Here is a 22,271-nt window from a genome sequence, read left to right on the forward strand (position 1 = left end):
CAGACGACTGCTTTTATGTTAGGATAGCAAATGTATAACCTCAATAATATGGTTTGAGGGTCTCTACCAGAAACCGTAAACTTCTGATTACAAAAATTTTTATTTTTGTAATCAGGAGTTTTTTTATTTTTATAGGAAAGGATTGATTAAATGAATTGGAGAGTCTATATTCTTGCAATTACTGCATTTGCAGTCGGTTTAGTTGAATTAATTGTAGGAGGTATTTTGCCTAGTATTGCAGAGGATTTAAACGTGTCAATTGCCACAGCAGGACAGTTGATTAGCGTTTTTGCCTTTATCTATGCATTATCTGCCCCACTACTGTTATCATTAACAGCGAAAATAGAAAGAAAGCAGCTATTTATTATTTCATTAGTCATCTTCGCTTTAAGTAACTTAATGATGTATGTAAGTCCAACATTTACAATTGTGATGATTGCTCGTATTATTTCTGCGATGAGCACAGCACTCGTTATTGTTTTATCACTGACAGTTGCAGCGAAAATCGTTGAGCCGCGCTATCGTGCAAAAGCACTTAGCTATGTTTTTATCGGCGTTAGCTCGGCGCTTGTCATCGGTGTCCCGTTAGGAATCTTCATTACAGAATCATTTGGCTGGCGCTCCGTCTTTTTAGGAATTGCGGTATTATCCGTTTTATCGATTATTTTAAATATTGTTTTCCTAGAAAGAATGCCTGTTGCTGAAATTATTCCGTTAAAGGAACAAATAAAATCATTAGCGAATGTGAAAATTTTAAGCGCACAATTTACAACATTGTTTATGCTAGCAGGACATTATATGCTGTATGCTTATTTAACAGCATTTTTAGTAGAGGCCTTTGATTTAAGCGCCTCTTGGATTAGCGCTTGTTATTTATTATTCGGTGTTTCCTCAGTTAGCGGTAATGCGCTGGGAGGCTGGCTAAATGATAAGCTTGGTACGAAAAAAACGATTCTATTTGTTGTTGCATCATTTGCTATTGTGCTACTTCTTATTCCATTTACAATCGTTTCACTACCATTATTTTTAATCGTCACAGTATTTTGGGGTGCTTTGAGCTGGGCATTAACACCGCCTTTACAAGCGTATTTAATTCAAATTGCACCGAAAACATCCGATGTTCAACAAAGCCTTAATACCGCTGCATTGCAAATTGGGATTGCAATCGGCTCAGCAGTTGGTGGCATCGTATTCACTTTCACTGCATCAGCTATTTACTTATCGACATTCGGCGCTATTTTTGCTATAGCCGCTTTAGTCTGTGCAGCAATTTCATTAAAAGGCTTGTCGACATCACAATCGCAAGAACAGCATATTAGTTAACTCTTGCAAAAAAACTACCAAAAGCAGCCTACAGCTACTTTTGGTAGTTTTCTCTTATGATGATTTATTTTCCTTGTCTTTCTTTATTGCGTTCAACCCAGAAATCTGCATTTTTAATTCCTAGTTTAGTAGGATCAAATTGCGGGTCTTTGCCTTCCTTTTTTTGTTTTTCATAATCTTTTAATGCCAAAATTGCTGGCTTCATGACAATTAAAATAGCAATAACGTTTACCCATACCATTAAACCTAAACCAACGTCCCCCATTGCCCAAGCTAAATCTGAAGTACGTACTGTTCCTAAAAATGCAGCAACTAAAATCGCTATTTTCGCAATCCAAATACCGATTTTCTCAGCGGTTCCTGTAAATAAATAAGCAACATTTGTTTCAGCAATATAGTAATAAGCCATAATTGTTGTGAAAGCGAAGAAGAATAATGCAATTGCTACGAATGGTGCGCCAAACCCTGGAATTGCACTTTCTACAGCATGCTGTGTATAAGTAGCACCTTCTTTAATTGTTTGTGCATAAGAAATTTGCGTATCACCTGTATAGTCTTTTTGACCAAATTCGCCTGTGAAAATCGTTGGATAAATTTCCTCTTGTTTCGATTCATGTTGCACAATAATTTTGTCTGATTTTTCATCATGCACATTGTACATACCTGTAAACAAAATCATAAATGCTGTTGCTGAACAAATTAATAATGTATCAATGTATACAGATGCTGCTTGTACAATCCCTTGTTTTGCAGGATGAGATACTTCCGCAGCTGCTGCTGGGTGAGCACCAGTACCTTGACCAGCCTCATTTGAGTAAATGCCACGTTTAACACCCCAAGCAATAGCAGAGCCCACTATTCCACCAAAAAGTTCTTGAGCACCAAATGCACTTGAGAAAATTAAGCCGATAACTGCTGGAATTTCTGAAATGTTCATCGCAATAATAATAAGTGCCATAATAATATAAGCTGCAGCCATGAATGGTACGATAACCTGCGCTGCATTTGCAATTGATTTAACCCCACCAATAATGATTGCACCTAATAATACTGCAATAATAAGACCCGTAATCCACGGAGCTAAACCAAAAGCATTTTCCACTGCTCCTGAAATCGCATTAGATTGCACACCAGGCATTAAAATTAACATTGCAATCACTGCTACAACTGCAAATAGTATACCGAACCATTTTTGACCAGTACCTTTTTCAATATAGAAGGCTGGACCACCGCGATATTCAGTTTCCTTCTCTTCTTTGTAAATTTGAGCCAATGTCGACTCTACATAAGCTGTCGCAGCTCCAATGAAAGCAATTGCCCACATCCAAAATACAGCACCAGGTCCCCCCATACCGATTGCAGTTGCTGTACCTGCGATATTACCTGTACCTACACGCCCCGATAAAGCAATCGACATCGCTTGGAATGAGGAAATACCTTTTTCTGATTTTTCCCCTTTAAACATTAACACAAACATGTCTTTAATATGGCGTACTTGCATAAAACGAGTAATAATTGAGAAAAATAGTCCTACTAGTAAAATAGCGTAAATAAACCATGGTCCCCATAAAATATCATTTAAAAACCCTACCAAAGCATCCATTAAAATCCCCCTTTGAAAACATTGTACTATTTTGAAATTTACTATATTACATATGCATTTTTTATGCAATACATTTTTAAAATATTCTAAATATTTCGGTTTTCAAAATTTTTAAAAATAGAGGTTTTATCAGCTTTAGAACAAAATAAAGCATGTTAGAAATATTTTTAACATGCCTATTTCCCTATTCACTCACTAATTGGTTAAAGTGTTTCGAGTGCCTATATTATTTATTTCACAAAGAATTTTTTCCAAGTGGTTTCACGCCATACTGCCATTAAAATTTATTATATAAAAAACATTTTTTGTTTATTTTTTAGGTAATTACATAATATAGCCTAATGAGCGTAACACATTATTCATAAAATCTTTTGTGTATAAATATACTTCTTCTCTTTCCATTTCAAAGTATAAACTATGTTGACAATCTGACCATTCTTTATATTGAAAATGCGATAGTGGTTGTTGTATTAACCAATTTTTAGCTGCCTGTATATCCGTAATTTGATCCCTTTCACCTGTCATCATCAAAACAGGTAAATTAAGGAATTTTACCTCTGGATTTTTTAAGCGCTTTAAAAGCTGTTGCAAATCTTTATACCATTTCACTGTAACAGTTGTATTATGAGGAACATCATCTTTTAGCTCATCATATACTTCATAATTTCGAGACATTAGTTGAACAGTAATTTCATGATTTAATTTTACACTAGAAGTTAGCGCGCTAATGCTCGTTAGTGCATTTGACATTTTTCCTGGTTGAAGCTTTAACTGCATCCATGGAGAAACAAATATCGCACCAGCACATTCCAATTTCTTTTTTTGTAAAACATTCATTAACACTGTTGCACCTAAACCATTACCTATAACAAATACAGGCAAGTTTTCGGATAAGCCTATTTCGATTAACTGCTTCACATAGTCTTCATATTTGAAAAAATCTTCATCATGGTAACTTATATTTTGAGCTTGTGCTCCATGTCCTGGCAAATCACCCATTACAACGTGAAATCCTGCGCTTCGCAGCTTTTCAATTAGCCAAGCATACCAGCGATGATGCTCATATGCACTATGGACAATTGCGACAACTGCTTTTGGCTGTCCCTCAGCCTCCCATTTCCACATTGCAATCCCTCCTATTAGTATTAACATGCTTATATTCTGAATAGATTTCTCTATTATAATCGGTATTTATACAATTGTTTAAATTTTATTTTATATTTTTCTCGACTTTTGATACGATGGTTGCAGAGTTTGTATAAAGAAAGGAAGCGTTTTTAACATGATTTACCCATATAAAGGGATAACGCCCAAAATTGATCCAACTGCATTTATTGCCGATTTCGCTACGGTAACAGGTGATGTCACAATTGGAGAAGAATCTACCGTCTGGTTTAATACGGTTATTCGCGGTGATGTAGCACCAACTGTAATCGGTAAGCGTGTTAGCATACAAGACTTAAGCTGTATCCATCAAAGTCCAAATAACCCTGTTATTATTGAAGATGAAGTAACAGTCGGCCATCAAGTGACATTGCACGGCTGTACGATTCGTAAACGTGCATTAATCGGTATGGGCTCCATTATTCTTGATGGCGCTGAAATTGGAGAAGGTGCATTTATCGGTGCTGGCAGCCTTGTCCCTCCAGGTAAAAAGATACCACCAAACTCGCTTGCACTGGGTCGCCCTGTAAAGGTAGTACGCGAAGTCAATGCAGAGGATCGTGAAGATATGGATCGCATTATTCGCGAATATGTAGAAAAAGGGCAATATTATAAATCTTTGCAAGAGAACGTCTAAAAATTGATTTTGAGCTATTTCCTTGCGAGCCCCGTTTTTTTAGAAAATATTTAGTATAAAACAACAAATGGCTGTCGGAGGAACGGAGGCGTTAACCTCCATTCCCTGACAGCCTTTCATCATGCGATTATTTCGCTAATAATGCCGCTTTTTCTTTTAATACTTCCGCTTTATCCGTTTGCTCCCAAGGTACATTTAAATCTGTGCGACCGAAATGTCCGTACGCTGCTGTTTGTTTGTAAATTGGGCGGCGTAAATCTAACATTTTAATAATTCCAGCTGGACGTAAATCGAATAGCTCACGAACCCATTCAACGATTTGTGAAGATGCTACTGTTCCTGTACCAAATGTATCAACTGCGATAGATACAGGCTGTGCTACACCAATTGCATAAGCAAGTTGTACTTCAGCACGATCCGCTAAACCAGCAGCCACGATGTTTTTTGCTACATAACGTGCTGCATAAGCTGCTGAACGGTCAACCTTTGTTGCATCCTTCCCTGAGAATGCCCCACCGCCATGACGTGCATAGCCACCGTACGTATCTACAATAATTTTGCGACCAGTTAAGCCCGCATCGCCTTTTGGTCCACCGATAACAAAGCGACCTGTTGGATTAATAAAGTATTTTGTCGCATCATCTAATAACTCTGCTGGTACAACAGATGCAATTACAAGGCGTTTTAAATCTGCTTGAATTTGCTCTAATGTCACATCTTCATCATGCTGTGTAGAAATAACAATTGTATCCACACGCACTGGTACATTATTTTCATCGTACTCTACTGTTACTTGCGTTTTGCCATCAGGACGTAAATATGTTAATTCGCCCGTTTTACGCACTTCTGTTAAACGGCGTGCTAGCTTGTGAGCTAAGCTAATTGGCAGCGGCATAAGCTCTGGCGTTTCGTTACAAGCATAACCAAACATTAAACCTTGGTCACCAGCACCAATCGCTTCAATTGCTTCATCTGACATTGAGCCTTCACGAGCTTCAAGCGCTTGATCTACTCCTTGTGCGATATCAGGAGATTGCTCGCCGATTGCTACAAGCACTGCTAGGTTTTCTGCATCAAAGCCGTATTTCCCACGCGTATAGCCGATTTCTGCCACAGTATCACGTACAATGCCTTTAATATCGACATAAGTAGAAGTTGAAATTTCCCCTGCAACTAGTACAAGACCTGTCGTTACAGTTGTTTCACATGCTACACGTGCATTTGGGTCTTCCTTTAAAATAGCATCTAAAATAGCATCTGAGATTTGGTCACAAATTTTATCAGGATGTCCTTCTGTTACACTTTCTGATGTAAATAGTCTACGATTTGTCATGTTGTTTCCTCCTATAATTCCTGCGAATATGATACGGTACTCGTTACCCATGTCAAGCTTATTTAAGCCATTACCGCTTCTTAACACGAGGATTTTGAAAGGTATAATCAAAGAAAAGAGGTTTCTTTTTTGCAATAAAAAAACCTTCCACTCATAAAGTATGAGAGAAAGGATTGTGTTTTCGTTCCCTTTCACTCTTATCGTTCAAGGAGCATTCTCCTTGCATCAGGTTGGCACCAACGCATGATGTGAAAAGTCATGCAGGTTGCCGGGCTTCACAGGGCCTGACCCTCCACCAGCTCGGGATAAGAGTATCCGTTCAATTACATATGATACATAAATCTTTTTACGCTGTCAAATACTATATATGCTTATTTTATCTAGATTCAACAATGTTTTTTGTACCGAAAGCGTAGCATCAGGTGCGGGTACAGAAAATTCCCTCTTAGATGAATGCCTCATTTGCTTTAATTCAATGGGTGTACAAACACCTGCCGAGAAAGCATAACTCAGTCTAAGAACACTGCGACATATATACCACGACTGAGTAAGCTACATCCCGTTGCCTCAAAGCCTCCAAAAGAGGTTACAGATTTTGAAAAGAGGTCTGCTCGTTCTTAATCTCATGCACACCTCGCAAAGTGAACATTTGTTCAGCACTCAAAAGGTCAATTGGGATAATCACATAACTTTCATTTGAAACATCTCATACATGCAATCGCTTTCTGCATCAATTGTAACTACTATGATGAAAATCAACTATACAGGAGGTTTGTAATCGTTTCGCCACAAAATTTCATAAATTTATAACGAATTAGTATAGACTATTTCATTTAATGTGTTATACTTTTTGTAGTTGAAGGAAAGAAACGCCCATCAGATTTGGGAATATTATAAACAAAAGGATGGTTTTAAACGATGAATTCAGTAGAAATTGCGAACGAACTGAAAGATTTATTAAATGGCACAAATATTCATGTTCAACTTTCTGTTCCACAGTTAGTAGAAAAAGCAACATCTCGTGGAGAAGCAATTCTAACTGTTGACGGTGCATTGCGTGCTGAAACAGGCAAATATACTGGTCGTTCTCCTAAAGATAAATATACTGTAGAAGAAGAAAGCACAAAAGATAAAATTGACTGGGGTAAAGTAAACCGTCCGATTTCTTCTGAAGTGTTTGAAAAACTATATGTCAAAGTAGTTAACTATTTAAAAGAGCGCGACGAACTTTTCGTATTTAACGGTTTTGCTGGTGCAGATAAAGATTCACAAATCGGAATTAAAGTAATCAATGAATATGCATGGCACAATTTATTCTGTCATCAATTATTTATCCGCCCTACTGCGGAAGAACTGGCTACACATAAAACAGACTTCACAATCGTTTCGGCTCCTAACTTTAAAGCAGATCCAGCCGTTGACGGTACAGGTTCAGAAACGTTCATTATTGTTTCACTTGAAAAGAAAGTCATTTTAATTGGCGGTACAGAATATGCTGGTGAAATGAAAAAATCTATTTTCGGTATTATGAACTACTTATTACCGGAGCAAGGTATTTTATCAATGCATTGTTCAGCCAATGTTGGCGAAACAGGCGATGTTGCACTGTTCTTCGGTTTATCTGGTACAGGTAAAACAACTTTATCAGCAGATAGCGATCGCAAATTAATCGGTGATGACGAGCACGGTTGGTCAGACAATGGTGTATTCAATATCGAAGGTGGTTGCTATGCAAAAACAATCAACCTTTCAGCAGAAAAAGAGCCTGAAATTTATAATGCCATTCGTTTCGGTGCTGTATTAGAAAACGTTGTAGTGGATGAAAATACACGTATTTGCAACTATGATGACGGCTCATTAACAGAAAATACACGTGTTGCCTATCCGATTGATTATATCGAAAATATTGCGAAGCCTTCTGTAGCAGGACACCCACAAACAATCGTGTTCTTAACTGCAGACGCATTTGGCGTATTGCCTCCAATTTCTAAATTAACAAAAGAGCAAGCGATGTACCACTTCTTAAGCGGTTTCACATCAAAACTAGCAGGTACAGAACGTGGCGTAACAGAGCCAGAACCAGTATTCTCAACATGCTTCGGTTCCCCATTCTTACCACTTCCTGCAACAGTTTATGCAGAAATGCTTGGTAAAAAAATTGACGAACATGGCGCTCAAGTATTTTTAGTCAACACTGGTTGGACTGGTGGTGAATACGGTGTAGGTAGCCGTATGAAACTTTCTTACACACGTGCAATGGTGCGCGCTGCAATTGAAGGTAAACTAGGTAATGTTGAAACAACACAAGATGCAGTATTTGGCTTACACATCCCAACAGTAATCGAAGGTGTTCCATCAGAAGTATTGAACCCTCGTGATGCTTGGGCTGACAAAGATGCATATGATGCAAAAGCGAAGCATTTAGCAAGCCTTTTCAACGATAACTTCAAAAAATTCGCTAACGTTTCGGACGATATTTCGAAAAAAGGCGGACCACTAGTTTAATATGATTGAAAAATGTCCGAAGATGATTTTAATTCATTTTTGGGCATTTTTTGTTAAAAGTGCTTGTTTAATTTCTTATAAATTTGCCTATCCTCTATTTATATGTATTGGAGGAGATGTAAAATGAAACACTCAGACACACAGCAATCCCCTCTCTCTCAACTTTCACCCGATGCACATCAGCAACCTTTACCTACTTCACTACAAAATACGCTTGATATAATCAAACGTACAACGGGCTTTAGTGATGATATGATCGTACGACAGCTTTTCATTGGAGAAGCTGCTAAACAGTCTGTAGCGATTGTTTATATAGAGGGCTTAGTCAATAAAGCAGATATTACAAATACATTGTTAGAGCCTATTATGGGATTATTAACAGATCAGGTTGAAGAAAACATCGAAAAAACAACGGATTATTTAAAGCAATATTGCTTAACAATTGGCAATGTAGAAGAAATCAAAAAATTTGCAACGCTCTACAGTGCCCTTTTCAATGGCAGTGCAATTATCCTAGTAGATGGTTTAGCAATCGCACTCGCTACGAACATAAAAGATGCTAAAGATAGACCTGTTATGGAGCCTGCTACAGAGTCTGTTATACGCGGACCACGTGAATCTTTTACGGAAACATTGCGCACAAATACAGCCTTACTTCGACGCAAAATCAAAAATCCTAATCTTTGGATTCAAACAAAGATTATTGGTTCTGTCACACAAACTGATGTGGCCGTCATTCACATTAATGGCATTGCTAATGAAAAAATTGTGCAAGAGGTACTAGATCGGCTAAATCAAATTGATATCGACGGTATTTTAGAAGGCGGTTATATTGAGTCATTGATTCAGGATACCCAGTTCTCATTGTTCCCAACAATGTATACTTCAGAGCGTCCAGATGTAATTGCAGGAGAATTACTCGAAGGAAAGGTCGCAATTATGGTTGATGGTACGCCTTTTGTACTTATTGTTCCCTCTCTCATTACATCGTTTTTACAATCGTCTGAAGATTATTATTCAAATGCAATCGTCACCTCTCTTATTCGCTTATTAAGGATTGCTGCCATCCTTATTTCATTAGTTGCCCCTGCCTTTTATGTAGCGGTGACGACATTTCATCAGGAAATGCTGCCTACACCTTTACTTATTAGTATTGCATCACAGCGTGAAGGTATTCCATTTCCAGCCGTCATCGAAGCGTTATTAATGGAGCTCGCCTTTGAAGTTTTGCGTGAAGCTGGGCTGCGTATGCCTCGCACAATCGGACCAGCTGTCTCAATTGTTGGTACATTAGTAATTGGCGAAGCAGCTGTGACAGCCGGTATTGTGTCCGCAGTAACCGTTATTATTGTTGCTTTAACTGCTATATGTAGTTTTATTTTCCCATCATATGGTCTATCGAATTCAGTCCGAGTTTTACGTTTTCCTTTCATTTTACTGGCTGGAGGATTTGGTCTATACGGTGTAATGATTGGCATATTAGCACTTGTCTTGCATTTATGTAGCTTACGTTCATTTGGCATTCCATATATGAGTCCATTTGCACCATTGATACTGGAAGATCAAAAGGATGCGGTCTTATTATTCCCTAGAAAATTTTTAACGAAACGACCTCGTTTAGTGAATCAAACAAATACAACACGTGCATCACAATATAAAAAAACGTATAAAAGATAATTAGGGATTATTTTATCTTGATTCAGCAACTTATGCTTTTACGAAAGCATAGTGACAAATCCAAAAGACTCCTAATAGCGTAATTACATCTGGAGTTAAATATGGAGACAGCAATTGAATTGATTTTACTTGTAAAAGAGGTGTCTTAATGCGCAAAATAACTTCTGTTCTACTGCTTATTTTACTATGTATGCTACTAAGCGGCTGTTGGAGCAAAAGAGAACTGAATGAAATAGCAATTGTTGTTGCATTGGGCATCGATCAAAAAGGCGATGAATTTGAAGTAACTGTCCAAATCGTCAACCCTGGGGAAATTTCTTCTAAACAACCAACGAGTGGACGATCTCCAGTTTCTACGTATTCAGCGACTGGCTCTACAGTGTTTGAAGCAATTCGCAAAGTAACATTATTAGCGCCTAGAAAATCGTATTTTTCACATTTACAAATCGTTGTACTTGGCAGTGAACTGACAGAGAGCGGGATTAAGCCTGTGTTAGATTTACTCACACGCGACCACGAGTTTCGCAATGATTTTACTATTATCGCTGCAAATGAAACAACTGCTAAAAATATTATTAGTGTGCTGACACCTGTTGAAAAAATACCTGCAAGTAAAATAGCAAACTCTCTCAAAATTTCTGAAAAAGCATGGGGCTCTACAGTAACTGTAACAATGAGTGATATCATTACTTTACTACATGGAGAAGAAAATAGTCTTGTACTCTCCACGCTTGAGCTTATTGGAGACAAGCAAGCAGGAATGAGCCAAGAAAACGTCGATCAAATCGTTGCACCTGCCACCTTAAAGTATAGCGGATTAGCTGTCATCAAACAGGGGAAAAAGGTTGGGCTACTCACCGATGAGGAAAGTACAGGTTATAATTTTTTAACTGATAATATTACCAGTTCAATTATGCAAATAGCTTGTCCTAGCGGGGGCAACTTAGCAGCAGAAATTACCCATACAAAAACAACAGTTAAAGGAAATTTTGATAAGGATCTACCTAAAATCCATGTATCAGTGAGTGTTCAACAAAATATAGGTGAGGTTAATTGCATCATTGATTTATCAACAGAACAAGCAATCATGCACATTAATGAAGAAACGTCCACCGTCATCAAACAAAAAATGGAGAAAACATTATACGCATTACAAAAGAAGTACAAGGCTGATGCTGTCCAATTTAATAAAATACTGCACCAGCAAGAGGCTAAAAAATGGAAAAATATAAAAGATCAGTGGAGTACCATTTTTCCAGATGTTGAAGTTATGCTAGATGTAGTAGTACAAACCAGAAGCACTGGTACTACTCAAAACTCAACATTTTTTCCTATAGAGGAGTGATAATGCATGGTTATGTCAATTGTTATTGTTATTATTGTTATTCTTATTATTTGCTCACAATGGGCTAAATTACGTGACAACAAGGAACCAGTGACTACGTGGCTATTTTTCATTTTGTTAACATTAGGTACAGCTCTAGCCATCACCATTAGCTTTCGTATTGATGTACCGAGTCCCTTAGATGTCGTCACATTTATTTTTCAACCAATTAGCAACGCTATTCAAGCATTGCTACAAACCTAAGGAGCAGAGGATAGAATGAATAGTAAACAAATCATTAGCACACGCCAATTTACCATTATCACTTTTTTATATTCTATAGGTACATCCATTTTAATTATTCCGGCTTATTTAGCTAACCTAGCGAAACAGGATGCTTGGCTTGCTGCGACGATTGGCGTGCTACTAAGTTTGTTATTGGTGATGCTATTTATCACACTTGCCAATACTTTTCCTCAACATTCCTTGATTGAAATCATTGTGAAAGTATTAGGTAAATGGCTTGGTACGTTCATTGCTACTCTATTTATAGTATTCTCATTTCTCAATTCAGCTGGAGTTTTATATTATATTGGAATTTTTATGCAAATTGTGATTATGCCTGAAACACCTATTATTGCCTTTGTGCTATTATTTGCACTTATTATTATTATGGCTAGTTATTTAGGCTTAGAAACTTTTGCTCGTTCAGCTGAAATATTTTTTCCTATGTTTCTGTTGCTGTTTTTCTTCTTTATTATTTTCATTACACCCGATATCCAATTTGAAAATGTACGACCAGTGCTAGATACTGCACCTCGCCCATTTATTGCAAGCATACTTTATTTTATGAGTATTTTCTCGTTTCCAGCTATCATGCTCTTGATGATTTTCCCTTACACTGTCAATAAAAACAAATCCGCACAAAAAGGCTTTTATCTAGGCTTATTATTAGCAGGGGCTGTATTAATTTTAATTATTGCTTTGTGTATATTAGTACTCGGTACCATTAATACTACTTCACAAAATTATCCAACCTACACATTAGCACAGCGAATTTCTATAGGAGATTTTTTCCAAAGAATTGAAGTCATCATAACATTTATGTGGATTATTACAATTTATATTCGCACATTTATTTATTTTTATACGGCACTTATCGGATTACAACAAGTTTTTCATATCAAGGATGAAAAGCCTCTTATTCTTCCACTTAGTTTATTACTAATTGGAATTTCTCAAATCATTCATCCCAATGGAACACATTCATATATTTATGACAAAGGTGTATGGTTACCTTATTCGGCTACATTTGCAATACTATTGCCCATTCTTTTGTTGCTTATTGCTAAAATCAGACGTTTAAAATAGCTGTTGCTTCATCCAAATACAGAGCTGTTGTACTGTTTGGCGATTGAGCAGAGGTGGATAATGATGCTTTAGCCCATTTGCATACCAAGTTTCTACGCTTTGATTGTTATTGCGTAAATGGCGCTCTAACTTATATGCGTGTTCAGGTTGCACATGCTGATCTTCTGTGCCATGAATAATTAAAACAGGTGTCTGTAATTTTGTTAGTTGATATAAAGGTGTACGTTCATTATAACGCTCTGGTACTTTATTTGGTGTGCCACCAATAATACGTTTTAAACCACGACGCATGTCCACTCTTTGCCAATATGTATCAGTAGCATCAGATACTCCTGCCCATGTCACAAGCGAAGCAATATCATCGCGCAATATTGCTGTCCATAATGCCATTAAACCTCCACGTGAGAAGCCAAAGATATGTACTTTTTGCACCTCGCTAAAATGCTTTAATACATCAACAGCATATACTGCATCATAGCGATCATCCCCGGCAAATTCATCCCTGCCCTCTCCACCGCGATTGCCACGATAATAGGGAGCGAAAACGACAAATCCTTGTGCAGCAAATTGTGCGATTCGTGCAGGGCGCACCATACCGATAAATTGCAGGCCTCCACGCAAATAGAGTAACGCTTCATATCGCCCTTCCTTCTTAGGCCTTGCCAACAAGCCTTTTACACGCAAGCCATTCGACCAATAAATTATTTCATCTAATCGCACTTCTGCATTTGGTGAAGGATAGCGCCTTATTTGCTCAATCGTTCCGTTTTTCTTCACCATGGCTCACTTCCTCTAACATCTTTTTCATGCCCTCATCGCGCATATAAAAGCTTAAATTTGGATGATGAAGTAGCTCATCTATTGTTAACCATAATCGGCCTGTCGTTTCATACTCACCTACGAACGATTCAATGTCCTCTACTTTTGCTGTAAATACAGCCTTGCAAAACGGTGTTTCTGTATGTACTACATAATAAGCAAACCACTCTATATCTTTTACATGCACTTGTGTTTCCTCATAAACCTCGCGAACAGCTGCTTGTAACAATGTCTCGCCTTCTTCCTGCTTGCCCCCAGGGAATTCTACTCCTCGCTCCTTATGTACGGCACATAGCCATTTTCCTTTATGCTGAACAAGTGCTAAAACATGTCGAGGTTCTACCTCAAAAGGCCCTTGATCAAAGCGCAAAACAACTTTATAACCATTTTCATCTATAAACGTAAACATATATGCCAACTCCTTCTCTTTATCCCATATTAATAGGCTAGAGCCCCCACTGACTGAAGGTTCACTTTATCAGTGTACCGAAGGAGTTGGCATCGTTCAATTAGATCGCTTTAAAATAAGGCAATTGTTCAACGAATTTCTTTGTTTGCTCATCACCAAACTCGTGCAATAATACATAAATTTTTTGTAGGCGCGTATCAATATCATGGTTCAGTTCATCATAATGATACGGGATATAAGGAAGATGAGCGCGCCATAAATTATGTCCTTCCAGCCCGTTTATTTGGTGAAAAAGCTTAAAAAAAATCCGAGCAATCGCAGGTTCTAGCTCCACTTTAAATTCATTAGACGATAAATTGGGAATATGGCTACATGTCAAATCTGATATCGATACATACATTTTGCATTTTTGCATGCAAATGCTCCCTTCAATTTTTTCTTATCATTACCCGATACGGCAATTCATATTCACATCTATAGCTAATTAAATGGAATTTGCTTATAATAAATGCGAGGTGAATAATATGAATCTTGCACTAGTATTTATCGTAGTCATTGCCATTATGACAATGTTTGCAATTGCCATCGTTTGGGTTGCACGCCTAAATAATTTTTCTACAAAGCAGACGATTGATCCAATGCCAACTAAACAAGAAAATGAGAGACAAGAAAAATGAAATATCCATTTATTTGGTTAATCAAATTTTACCGTCAGTACATCTCACCTATGACACCACCTACTTGCCGCTTTCATCCAACTTGCTCAAGCTATGGTCTTGAAGCATTTCAAAAACATGGAGCAATAAAAGGTATTATTCTAACAACAATGCGCATATTAAAATGCCAGCCTCTTCATCCAGGTGGTTTTGATCCAGTGCCAGAGAAATGGCCTTCGAAAAAAAAATAAATTTCGAAGGTTTTTTTGTTGTTTTTTTTTCTTAATTACGTTATGATAGAAAACGTCAAATCGTAATAATTACTATTTAGGAGAGTTAATGATGAAAAAATATGTTTATTTCTTTTTATTAGCAGTCGTTGCATTGCTAACAGCATGTAGTAGTGAAGATCAGAAAACATCTGGTGATACACTTTCTGTTTATACAACCGTTTACCCACTGCAATATTTTACTGAGCGTATCGGTGAAGAGTTTGTCAATGTAAAATCGATTTACCCTGCTGGTGCAAACGAACATTCATTTGAACCAACACAAAAGGATATGATGGCATTGGCAGATGCAGATGTATTCTTTTATATTGGACAAGGCTTAGAAGGCTTTGTTGAAAATGCTAAAAAAACATTAGCAAATGAACATGTCAAACTAGTAGCAACAGGAGATGCTATTACAGAGGAACAATTCCATATTTCTACGGGGCATGTGCATGCGGAAGATGAGGATGACCATGACCATGACGAAGAGCATGGCGAACATGAGGAATACGGTCATCATGAACATGATACACACGTATGGCTTTCTCCTATTCTTTCAAAAGAGCTAGCCTTATCTATTAAAAACGAGTTAGTTGAAATGCTACCAGCACAAGAAGAGCTTTTCACACAAAATTATGAGGAGCTAGTGACAGAGCTCGATGCTTTACACGCTGATTTTGAAGCAATGGCTGCCAAAACAACAAAGAAAACATTTTTCGTATCGCATGCAGCATTCGGCTATATCGCTGGACACTATGGCTTTAACCAAATCCCTGTTGCAGGCTTAAACTCACAAAGCGAGCCTTCACAAAAGCAATTAGCAAAAATTGTTGATTTAGCAAAGCAAGAAAATATTCAATATATTTTCTTTGAGCAAAACGTTTCTTCTAATTTAACGTCTGTTATTCAAAAAGAAGTAGGTGCAGAGGCATTAACATTGCATAATTTAAGCGTCTTAACGAAGGATGATGTTAAAAATAACGAAACATACTTCACATTAATGCAGCATAATATTGAGCAATTGGCGAAGGCTTTGCACTAAATCTTAGGTATAATGACCTAATTCGCACGTATGCAAGCAAGTTTAGCACACAAGGAGCCTAAATTCGCACACAACAGCATACTTTTCGCACGTTAAAAGCCCGAATTCGCACGCAAAGCGCATGAAATCACAAATTTCATGCGCTTTATTTTATAATAACTCAATTAATTTCCTCCGCAATAGCTTATTCGAGCCATTGCGTGGCAAGCTTGCGACGCAATAAAAATGCTTTGGTAGCTTGTAGCTTGCGAGCTTTTGCTGGCAAAATGCGCGGAGCTCATCCTCTGTTATCGCCTGCTTGCAAACGATAAAGGCAAGCGGTACTTGTCCCCATTTTTCATCGGTCACACCACAAACCCCGGCTTCTAATACATATGGATGCGCAAGTAAGACATTTTCAATTTCTGCAGGATAGACATTTTCACCGCCAGAAATAATTAAATCGGCACGCCGATCGACGACATATAAATAGCCTTCATCATCTACATAGCCAATATCGCCTGTTAGCAGCCAGCCATTTTCTGTGCTCACTCGCTCGGCAAAACGACCGATATAGCCAGGTGTGACATGTGGACCACGAATGCAAATTTCTCCTTCGGCAAATGGCTGATTTGTGCCAGCGATGCGAATTTCATTAAAAAATAGCGGTTTGCCAGCCGAACCAATTTTGCGCAACGCATCCGCACTCGTAAGTGTTGCCGTTTGCGAGGATGTTTCAGTCATCCCATATGTTTGTACAACAGGTAGCTGCACTTTTGCTGCACGCTGTAAATAATCTACTGGAATTGAGCCACCACCTGCGAGCGCGGCTTTAAAACGAGGATGTGCCTGCACTTGCAAACGTTCCATCTCACTTAAAACACGCTCCAACATAACCGATACGAGTGATATATTTGTCACATCCCCTTCGGCAATTTCACGCACGCAAGCTTGTGCATCAAATTTTTCATATAAGCAAACCGTTGCACCATAAAGCAATGAGCGCATTAAAATCGAAAATCCACTAATATGAAAAATCGGCACGGTACAAAGCCATACATCCTGCTCCGTCACCCCCAAATTTAATGCGGAGCTAATCGCACTCATACTATGATTTTGCACGGTTTGACGTACACCTTTCGGGAAGCCCGTTGTGCCAGACGTGTACATAATCGAAATCGTCTGCTCTTCATGCCATTCCCCTGCTATCTCTACTTGAGCCTCATCTAACTCTGCTAGCTGCTCAAATGTCACAACCTTTATATTTTGCGGCAATTTATGCATCTCACTCGCTGCCACTAACACGACAGCCACTTGTGCATCCTCTATTTGATAAGCTAGCTCCGCTGCGGATAAACGCCCGTTTAAAAGCACCATTTCAGCTTGCAAATACATACAGCCATAAATCACCTTAACCAACGCTGGCGTAGAAGGTGCAAATATTGCGACTCTCTCTCCACGCTTAACAAGCGTTGCCAATTGTTTCGCTTTATGTAATGCTTCTTCATGTAATTGCTGAAAAGTCCAGCTCTCTCCTCCGAAGCGAAGTCCGATACGATTTGGTGTTAAATAGGCGCGCTGTTTTATCCAATTAGGCTGCATTTTCATCCGCCTCCTTTATTGCCTTCATTGTATCATGGTGTCAGGCACTCACACAATTTCCACACAATTCAATCCTCCAACAAAAATGTAATGGCAATAAACAAAGCAAAACTTACTAATAATGCAGTGCCGCCTGCAATAAATGTAATCAATGTGAATACTTCATTGAACTGAAACGGATTCACATTATAAAATAGCATACCAATTGTTAACCCGACTGAACCAATAATGGTCATCCAGCCATGTAATGATACTAACTTTTTCACACGAACACGGTACATTTTATAAAATAAGCCCCAGGCAAAAACGGATAACCAGCCAACTACGAGCATATGTGCATGAATCGCTCTAAATTGATAGTTACCTGACCCTGCCATATCGGAGCCTAATACCGCCCCTATTAAACCAAAAATTGCTGCCAAACGAATAAGGCGTATACTCCATATTTTTTCCACAAAAAATACCTCCATACTTTTGTTGTATGGAAGTATTTTAACGTCGCTATCTGAACTCAAGATGAACTCGGTAATGAAATCGTAATTGTTGTACCTTGATTTAATTCACTACTCACGGCAATTTGACCATCGTAAAAATGAACAATCTCCTGCACAATCGCTAAGCCTAAGCCTGTTCCTTTCGTTTGTCGCGCTTTATCCACCCGATAAAAACGACTAAAAATATGTGGTAAGTGCTCTTGTCCAATGCCGATGCCTGTATCCGAAATTTCAACTAGCATGGCAGACGGCCCATTTTGCAATGTAAGGTGAATTTCTCCGCCCTGTCGATTATATTTAATCGCATTTGAAATAAGATTTTCCCAAAGATTTTCTAACATTGTTTCATCACCATCAAATATAGCTTCATCTAATTGTAGCCATATCGAAAGCTCTTTTTCTGCAATCATCCATTGACTTTTCATGACAGCTCGTTCGATTTGCTCCGTTATATTAACAGACGTTTGTCGCCTTTTATGAGCGAGTTGATCCAATGAGTTTAGCAATAATAGCTGCTTCGTTAAACTTGAGAGACGACTCGTTTCTGCTTCAATTATATCTGCATAATGCAAACGATTTTCGTCTGTTAGCTCCCTGCTTTTTAATAAATTAGCGTAACCATTAATATTTTGTAGCGGTGTTTGCAAATCGTGCGACACATTACGAATAAAGCTTTTGCGTGTCTCGTCCTGTTGCTTCAAATCCTGCGCCATTTTGTTAAAACTTTTCGCTAGTAGCCCAAGTTCATCTGTGCGGGTAATGTCTATTGCCACATCATAATTTTCCTTCGCAACTTGCTTGGTTGCCTTTGTTAAAGCACGTATCGGCTTGACTAAATACCAAGCAGCAAGCAAAATTGCCATTAAGCTTGCAATCAACGAAATCAACATCATATTGCCGAGTACACTATGCATTTCATTAAACAGCAAACGAATATCGGGACGAGCAAACAGTGCATAGTTTTTTCCTTTATATTGAAAAGGTACACCAACCGAATTCGTTAAATCGTTCGCAAAAAATCCAGTAATAAAAAGCTGACGTGGATAATCGCGCATGCCATGATAAATTTCACCTTCCACCACAGCCTGCTTAACACTTTCATCTAGTGCCGTTAGACGAAATTCACTACCATAAAACACCTCTTGCCCTTGTCCATCCACAATATATAATTGATAGCCAACATTCGCTATTGTTTGCAAATAATTTTCTAAATTCGCTGGCTCATTTTGCGAAATATAGTGTACGATTTCTTGCATGATTGCTACATTTTTTGCATCGTTTTGCTCTTTTATGACGCGATGGTAATACGTATTTGTTGCAAGTAATGCCAGCACCCCACTAAAAAACATAATGGCTAATGTGACGACAATATATTTGAAATACAAAGTGGAATAAAATTTCATTGCATAACCTCAAGTTTGTAGCCAACACCGCGAATCGTTGTAATTTGTACAGTGCTTGCAAGCCGCGCAAGCTTCTCTCTTAATCGTTTAATATGTGTATTTAACGTATCGTCACTCTCGTAATCAAGCCCCCACACTTGCTCCATTAAATACTCACGCTGAAAAATTTGGGCTCTACCGGCAAGAATCGCTAATAATTCAAACTCCTTTAGTGGTAGAACGAGCTTTGTTTGTCCTTTTATCACTTGCAATGTCCGCCGATCAATAAGCAAATCTCCCACTTCAATTGCCGCTTCTGTTGGCTTATCATAGCGTCTTAAAATAGCTTGAATACGGAATAATAATTCATCTGGCTCAAATGGTTTAACAACATAATCATCCGCCCCAACCGTAAAGCCTTCTCGCTTATCTTCTATTTGTCCTTTAGCCGTTAACAATAAAACGGGTATTTCCCATTCCTCTTTTAATTTTTTAGTTAATTGTAAACCATCCATTTGTGGCATCATGACATCGACAACTGCCATATCAATATTTTCTGTCATTTGCTGCAATGCATCGACTCCGTTTGTAGCACATACGATATCATAATGCCAAGATTGTAAATGGAGCTTTACTAACTGTAAAATATTTGGATCATCATCTACAACTAAAATTTTTCTCATCGTTCTTATCACCCTCCCCTGCATTATGCCATAATTACAAGCGATTGAAAAATCTTTCCTCGTCTATATGGGACAAATGATAGCCGCCCAAAAAGTAACTTAACGCACTACTTTTCAGACGGCCCCCATTCGAGTTTTCGATTATTTACAATTTAAATTGTCGGATATGATGATTGAGCTCCTCTGCCATTTTTGCTAGCTGATTTGAGCTGTTCGATACTTCCTCCATCGTAGAAGTTGTTTGTTCCATTGTAGCAGATGTTTCTTCTACGCCCGCTGCCGATTGCTCTGCTACCGCTGCAATTTCATCAACTGCTTTATTAATACTTGCAGAACTATCCACAATTTGCTCTAAGTTTTGTGAAACAGTTAAAATATTATTCGCCATCGCTGTAATCGCATTTTCAATATTCGTAAATGTTTTACTTGTTTCAGTAATTTTTGTTGTACCGCTTTGCACTTCTGTGTAACTTAATTTTAGCGAACCTGTCACATCGTCTGTTTCTCCCACAATTTCGTTGACTATTTGTGAAATATCCACAACTGAAACAGAAACTTGTTCCGCCAATTTTCGTACCTCATCTGCAACAACAGCGAAGCCCTTCCCTTGTTCACCAGCGCGTGCTGCCTCAATTGCGGCATTTAACGCCAATAAATTCGTTTGATTCGCGATATCATTAATTACAAGTACAAGCTGTGAAATGGCTTGTGTTTTATTATTCAGCCCTTCTACTTTAATAACCGCCTCATGTACAATGTGATCAATTTTTGACATTTGCTCTGTCGAAGCTTCCATTAATTGACGCCCTGCTGTCGTTAATGATAACACCTCGTCAGAATGTGCTTTGACATCATCACCATTGCGGTCAGCTACACGTGCGTTATTAACGAAATCCTCCATATGACTGGCTAAATCGCTGGCGTTACTCGCTTGTGCTTCTGTTCCTTCTGCAATTTCATTCATTGTCAGTGCCACTTGTGTCGTTCCCTCTTTCACTTCTGTTGCGGACTGAAGCAGCTCCTCACTATGTGAAGCAACCTCATTCGAAACTGTTTGAATTTGGCTTAACATACTATGTAATTTTTCATTCAACGTATTCGCCGCTAGTGTTAATTGACCTATTTCATCTTGTGATTGTACTTGTAAAGCATCCTCTGTTAAATCGCCATCTGCAATGCGTTGCATACGCTCTGAAATACGTTTTACTGGACGAGAAATACTCCCCGCACTATATAATGCAACTCCAATGACCGCAGTGATAATAAAGATTGTTGTAATGAGACTTGTTACAATACTTCTCTGAATGCTCTTTTCTAATTCCGCCCCTGCTTGACGAACAGACACTTCGCGTTTAGCGGCTAACTCTTCAAATCCCGCTTGAATTTCTCTTGCCTCTTTCACAGAAGCAGGTGACATTAAATTTACCATCGCTCGCTCTTTATTGCCACTGTCATAAACGGCGAAGACTTCTTTTTCAATATATTCACGCCATGCCACTGCCCTTGTATTAACTTCTGTCAATTGTTCAGAAATTAAAATTTCCTGTGCGGCTTGTTCACTGTCAATTGATAATTTTGTGTAGTTGTTAAAACGATCCTTATACTGTGTATCCCCTGAAAGCACATATCCTCGCACTGCTGCGATGCGCGAAGACATCGAATTGGCTAGGTGTTGGTCATAAATAGATAATTCCAACTCTGTTTGGATAACATATTGAATATCATTACTCCTTTGCACATTCGTATTAATTGTATAAACACTTTGTATAACAATTAGCAAAATAACAACCATAAAACTGACTAAAATTTTTGTGCGTAATGTTTTAAATCGCATACATATTCCTCCTCCTTGTATTAAAGATCGAATTTTCTGAATTATAAAGTCGCTACTGAGCTTAAAGATGCCTTTATTTATATGCGATACTCTGTCTTATTCACTTCCTTTCACTAGTGTCGCATTAAAATAATTAATTGCACTATTGTAAAATGAATTTTC

Annotated in this window: 21 protein-coding genes and 2 riboswitches; of the genes, 10 read left to right on the plus strand and 11 right to left on the minus strand. The window is 38.2% G+C overall.

Annotated elements, in window-relative coordinates:
- Nucleotides 1–10: 10 nt before the first annotated feature.
- Nucleotides 11–110: riboswitch (purine riboswitch) on the plus strand.
- Between the two features lie 40 nt (nucleotides 111–150).
- Entirely contained in the window at nucleotides 151–1,323 is a 1,173-nt protein-coding gene (locus tag C9J34_RS05600; RefSeq protein ID WP_107838884.1) for an MFS transporter, read from the plus strand.
- Nucleotides 1,324–1,387: 64 nt separating this feature from the next.
- On the opposite strand, the gene C9J34_RS05605 is transcribed toward C9J34_RS05600, so the two are convergent.
- Both C9J34_RS05605 and C9J34_RS05610 read right to left on the minus strand, forming a co-directional pair.
- Complete coding sequence (locus C9J34_RS05605) at nucleotides 1,388–2,926, minus strand: alanine/glycine:cation symporter family protein (protein ID WP_107838885.1); 1,539 nt, start codon at nucleotides 2,924–2,926, stop codon at nucleotides 1,388–1,390.
- Between the two features lie 324 nt (nucleotides 2,927–3,250).
- Nucleotides 3,251–4,051: an alpha/beta hydrolase gene (locus tag C9J34_RS05610; RefSeq protein ID WP_107838886.1), complete on the minus strand. Its 801-nt coding sequence runs from the start codon at nucleotides 4,049–4,051 to the stop codon at nucleotides 3,251–3,253.
- Nucleotides 4,052–4,208: 157 nt separating this feature from the next.
- Here C9J34_RS05610 and C9J34_RS05615 point away from each other — a divergent pair, with 157 nt between their 5' ends.
- Nucleotides 4,209–4,727 carry a gamma carbonic anhydrase gene (locus tag C9J34_RS05615; RefSeq protein WP_107838887.1) on the plus strand — a complete coding sequence of 173 codons (519 nt, stop codon included), beginning with the start codon at nucleotides 4,209–4,211 and terminating at the stop codon, nucleotides 4,725–4,727.
- A 127-nt stretch (nucleotides 4,728–4,854) separates the two neighbouring features.
- Here C9J34_RS05615 and metK read toward each other — a convergent pair whose 3' ends face one another.
- On the minus strand, nucleotides 4,855–6,060 hold the full coding sequence (gene metK, locus C9J34_RS05620; protein ID WP_107838888.1) for a methionine adenosyltransferase: 1,206 nt from the start codon (nucleotides 6,058–6,060) through the stop codon (nucleotides 4,855–4,857).
- Between the two features lie 194 nt (nucleotides 6,061–6,254).
- Nucleotides 6,255–6,372, minus strand: a riboswitch (SAM riboswitch).
- 606 nt (nucleotides 6,373–6,978) lie between these two features.
- Here metK and pckA point away from each other — a divergent pair.
- The 5 genes from pckA (at nucleotide 6,979) to C9J34_RS05645 (ending at nucleotide 12,937) form a co-directional block, all read left to right on the plus strand.
- Nucleotides 6,979–8,565 carry a phosphoenolpyruvate carboxykinase (ATP) gene (gene pckA / locus C9J34_RS05625; protein WP_107838889.1) on the plus strand — a complete coding sequence of 529 codons (1,587 nt, stop codon included), beginning with the start codon at nucleotides 6,979–6,981 and terminating at the stop codon, nucleotides 8,563–8,565.
- 123 nt (nucleotides 8,566–8,688) lie between these two features.
- Entirely contained in the window at nucleotides 8,689–10,242 is a 1,554-nt protein-coding gene (locus tag C9J34_RS05630; RefSeq protein ID WP_238600577.1) for a spore germination protein, read from the plus strand.
- 148 nt (nucleotides 10,243–10,390) lie between these two features.
- The gene (locus tag C9J34_RS05635; protein ID WP_107838891.1) at nucleotides 10,391–11,587 is read left to right on the plus strand and encodes a Ger(x)C family spore germination protein; all 1,197 of its coding nucleotides are present in this window, start codon (nucleotides 10,391–10,393) and stop codon (nucleotides 11,585–11,587) included.
- 6 nt (nucleotides 11,588–11,593) lie between these two features.
- Nucleotides 11,594–11,830 carry a hypothetical protein gene (locus C9J34_RS05640; RefSeq protein WP_107838892.1) on the plus strand — a complete coding sequence of 79 codons (237 nt, stop codon included), beginning with the start codon at nucleotides 11,594–11,596 and terminating at the stop codon, nucleotides 11,828–11,830.
- A 15-nt stretch (nucleotides 11,831–11,845) separates the two neighbouring features.
- A complete protein-coding gene (locus C9J34_RS05645) occupies nucleotides 11,846–12,937 on the plus strand; it encodes a GerAB/ArcD/ProY family transporter (protein WP_107838893.1) in 1,092 nt (363 codons plus the stop codon).
- Here C9J34_RS05645 and C9J34_RS05650 read toward each other — a convergent pair.
- The 3 genes from C9J34_RS05650 to C9J34_RS05660 form a co-directional block, all read right to left on the minus strand.
- Nucleotides 12,929–13,714 carry an alpha/beta hydrolase family protein gene (locus C9J34_RS05650; protein WP_107838903.1) on the minus strand — a complete coding sequence of 262 codons (786 nt, stop codon included), beginning with the start codon at nucleotides 13,712–13,714 and terminating at the stop codon, nucleotides 12,929–12,931. The genes C9J34_RS05645 and C9J34_RS05650 overlap by 9 nt on opposite strands.
- Nucleotides 13,692–14,165 (minus strand): NUDIX domain-containing protein, encoded by a 474-nt coding sequence (locus C9J34_RS05655; protein WP_107838894.1) that lies wholly within the window; start codon nucleotides 14,163–14,165, stop codon nucleotides 13,692–13,694. Before C9J34_RS05655 ends, C9J34_RS05650 begins: the two co-directional genes overlap by 23 nt.
- A gap of 100 nt (nucleotides 14,166–14,265) precedes the next feature.
- Entirely contained in the window at nucleotides 14,266–14,580 is a 315-nt protein-coding gene (locus C9J34_RS05660) for a transposase (RefSeq protein WP_107838895.1), read from the minus strand.
- Nucleotides 14,581–14,689: 109 nt separating this feature from the next.
- On the opposite strand from C9J34_RS05660, the gene C9J34_RS21840 reads away from it, so the two are divergent.
- The 3 genes from C9J34_RS21840 (at nucleotide 14,690) to C9J34_RS05670 (ending at nucleotide 16,135) form a co-directional block, all read left to right on the plus strand.
- Entirely contained in the window at nucleotides 14,690–14,842 is a 153-nt protein-coding gene (locus tag C9J34_RS21840; RefSeq protein ID WP_193768899.1) for a hypothetical protein, read from the plus strand.
- Nucleotides 14,839–15,072, plus strand: coding sequence for a membrane protein insertion efficiency factor YidD (gene yidD / locus C9J34_RS05665; protein ID WP_107838896.1), 234 nt, complete (start codon nucleotides 14,839–14,841; stop codon nucleotides 15,070–15,072). The genes C9J34_RS21840 and yidD overlap by 4 nt, the downstream gene beginning before the upstream one ends.
- 91 nt (nucleotides 15,073–15,163) lie before the next feature.
- Complete coding sequence (locus C9J34_RS05670; protein ID WP_107838897.1) at nucleotides 15,164–16,135, plus strand: metal ABC transporter solute-binding protein, Zn/Mn family; 972 nt, start codon at nucleotides 15,164–15,166, stop codon at nucleotides 16,133–16,135.
- Nucleotides 16,136–16,285: 150 nt separating this feature from the next.
- On the opposite strand, the gene C9J34_RS05675 is transcribed toward C9J34_RS05670, so the two are convergent.
- The 5 genes from C9J34_RS05675 to C9J34_RS05695 all read right to left on the minus strand — a co-directional run bounded on the left by C9J34_RS05675 (nucleotide 16,286) and on the right by C9J34_RS05695 (nucleotide 22,109).
- Nucleotides 16,286–17,716 carry an o-succinylbenzoate--CoA ligase gene (locus C9J34_RS05675; RefSeq protein ID WP_107838898.1) on the minus strand — a complete coding sequence of 477 codons (1,431 nt, stop codon included), beginning with the start codon at nucleotides 17,714–17,716 and terminating at the stop codon, nucleotides 16,286–16,288.
- A gap of 68 nt (nucleotides 17,717–17,784) precedes the next feature.
- A complete protein-coding gene (locus tag C9J34_RS05680) occupies nucleotides 17,785–18,171 on the minus strand; it encodes a hypothetical protein (RefSeq protein ID WP_107838899.1) in 387 nt (128 codons plus the stop codon).
- 56 nt (nucleotides 18,172–18,227) lie between these two features.
- Nucleotides 18,228–19,613, minus strand: coding sequence for a sensor histidine kinase (locus tag C9J34_RS05685; protein WP_107838900.1), 1,386 nt, complete (start codon nucleotides 19,611–19,613; stop codon nucleotides 18,228–18,230).
- Entirely contained in the window at nucleotides 19,610–20,275 is a 666-nt protein-coding gene (locus tag C9J34_RS05690; protein WP_107838901.1) for a response regulator transcription factor, read from the minus strand. Before C9J34_RS05690 ends, C9J34_RS05685 begins: the two co-directional genes overlap by 4 nt.
- A 145-nt stretch (nucleotides 20,276–20,420) precedes the next feature.
- Nucleotides 20,421–22,109, minus strand: coding sequence for a methyl-accepting chemotaxis protein (locus tag C9J34_RS05695; RefSeq protein WP_107838902.1), 1,689 nt, complete (start codon nucleotides 22,107–22,109; stop codon nucleotides 20,421–20,423).
- Nucleotides 22,110–22,271: the final 162 nt, after the last annotated feature.

This window comes from Metasolibacillus meyeri (assembly GCF_003049505.1).
GTDB classification, from domain to species: Bacteria; Bacillota; Bacilli; order Bacillales_A; family Planococcaceae; genus Metasolibacillus; species Metasolibacillus meyeri.

Coding starts and splice junctions, on each gene's coding strand:
- C9J34_RS05600 (WP_107838884.1), top strand. CDS start 151: ATGAATTGGAGAGTCTATATTCTTGCAATTACTGCATTTGCAGTCGGT.
- C9J34_RS05605 (WP_107838885.1), bottom strand. CDS start 2,926: ATGGATGCTTTGGTAGGGTTTTTAAATGATATTTTATGGGGACCATGG.
- C9J34_RS05610 (WP_107838886.1), bottom strand. CDS start 4,051: ATGTGGAAATGGGAGGCTGAGGGACAGCCAAAAGCAGTTGTCGCAATT.
- C9J34_RS05615 (WP_107838887.1), top strand. CDS start 4,209: ATGATTTACCCATATAAAGGGATAACGCCCAAAATTGATCCAACTGCA.
- metK (WP_107838888.1), bottom strand. CDS start 6,060: ATGACAAATCGTAGACTATTTACATCAGAAAGTGTAACAGAAGGACAT.
- pckA (WP_107838889.1), top strand. CDS start 6,979: ATGAATTCAGTAGAAATTGCGAACGAACTGAAAGATTTATTAAATGGC.
- C9J34_RS05630 (WP_238600577.1), top strand. CDS start 8,689: ATGAAACACTCAGACACACAGCAATCCCCTCTCTCTCAACTTTCACCC.
- C9J34_RS05635 (WP_107838891.1), top strand. CDS start 10,391: ATGCGCAAAATAACTTCTGTTCTACTGCTTATTTTACTATGTATGCTA.
- C9J34_RS05640 (WP_107838892.1), top strand. CDS start 11,594: ATGGTTATGTCAATTGTTATTGTTATTATTGTTATTCTTATTATTTGC.
- C9J34_RS05645 (WP_107838893.1), top strand. CDS start 11,846: ATGAATAGTAAACAAATCATTAGCACACGCCAATTTACCATTATCACT.
- C9J34_RS05655 (WP_107838894.1), bottom strand. CDS start 14,165: ATGTTTACGTTTATAGATGAAAATGGTTATAAAGTTGTTTTGCGCTTT.
- C9J34_RS05660 (WP_107838895.1), bottom strand. CDS start 14,580: ATGCAAAAATGCAAAATGTATGTATCGATATCAGATTTGACATGTAGC.
- C9J34_RS21840 (WP_193768899.1), top strand. CDS start 14,690: ATGAATCTTGCACTAGTATTTATCGTAGTCATTGCCATTATGACAATG.
- yidD (WP_107838896.1), top strand. CDS start 14,839: ATGAAATATCCATTTATTTGGTTAATCAAATTTTACCGTCAGTACATC.
- C9J34_RS05670 (WP_107838897.1), top strand. CDS start 15,164: ATGAAAAAATATGTTTATTTCTTTTTATTAGCAGTCGTTGCATTGCTA.
- C9J34_RS05675 (WP_107838898.1), bottom strand. CDS start 17,716: ATGCAGCCTAATTGGATAAAACAGCGCGCCTATTTAACACCAAATCGT.
- C9J34_RS05685 (WP_107838900.1), bottom strand. CDS start 19,613: ATGAAATTTTATTCCACTTTGTATTTCAAATATATTGTCGTCACATTA.
- C9J34_RS05690 (WP_107838901.1), bottom strand. CDS start 20,275: ATGAGAAAAATTTTAGTTGTAGATGATGATCCAAATATTTTACAGTTA.
- C9J34_RS05695 (WP_107838902.1), bottom strand. CDS start 22,109: ATGCGATTTAAAACATTACGCACAAAAATTTTAGTCAGTTTTATGGTT.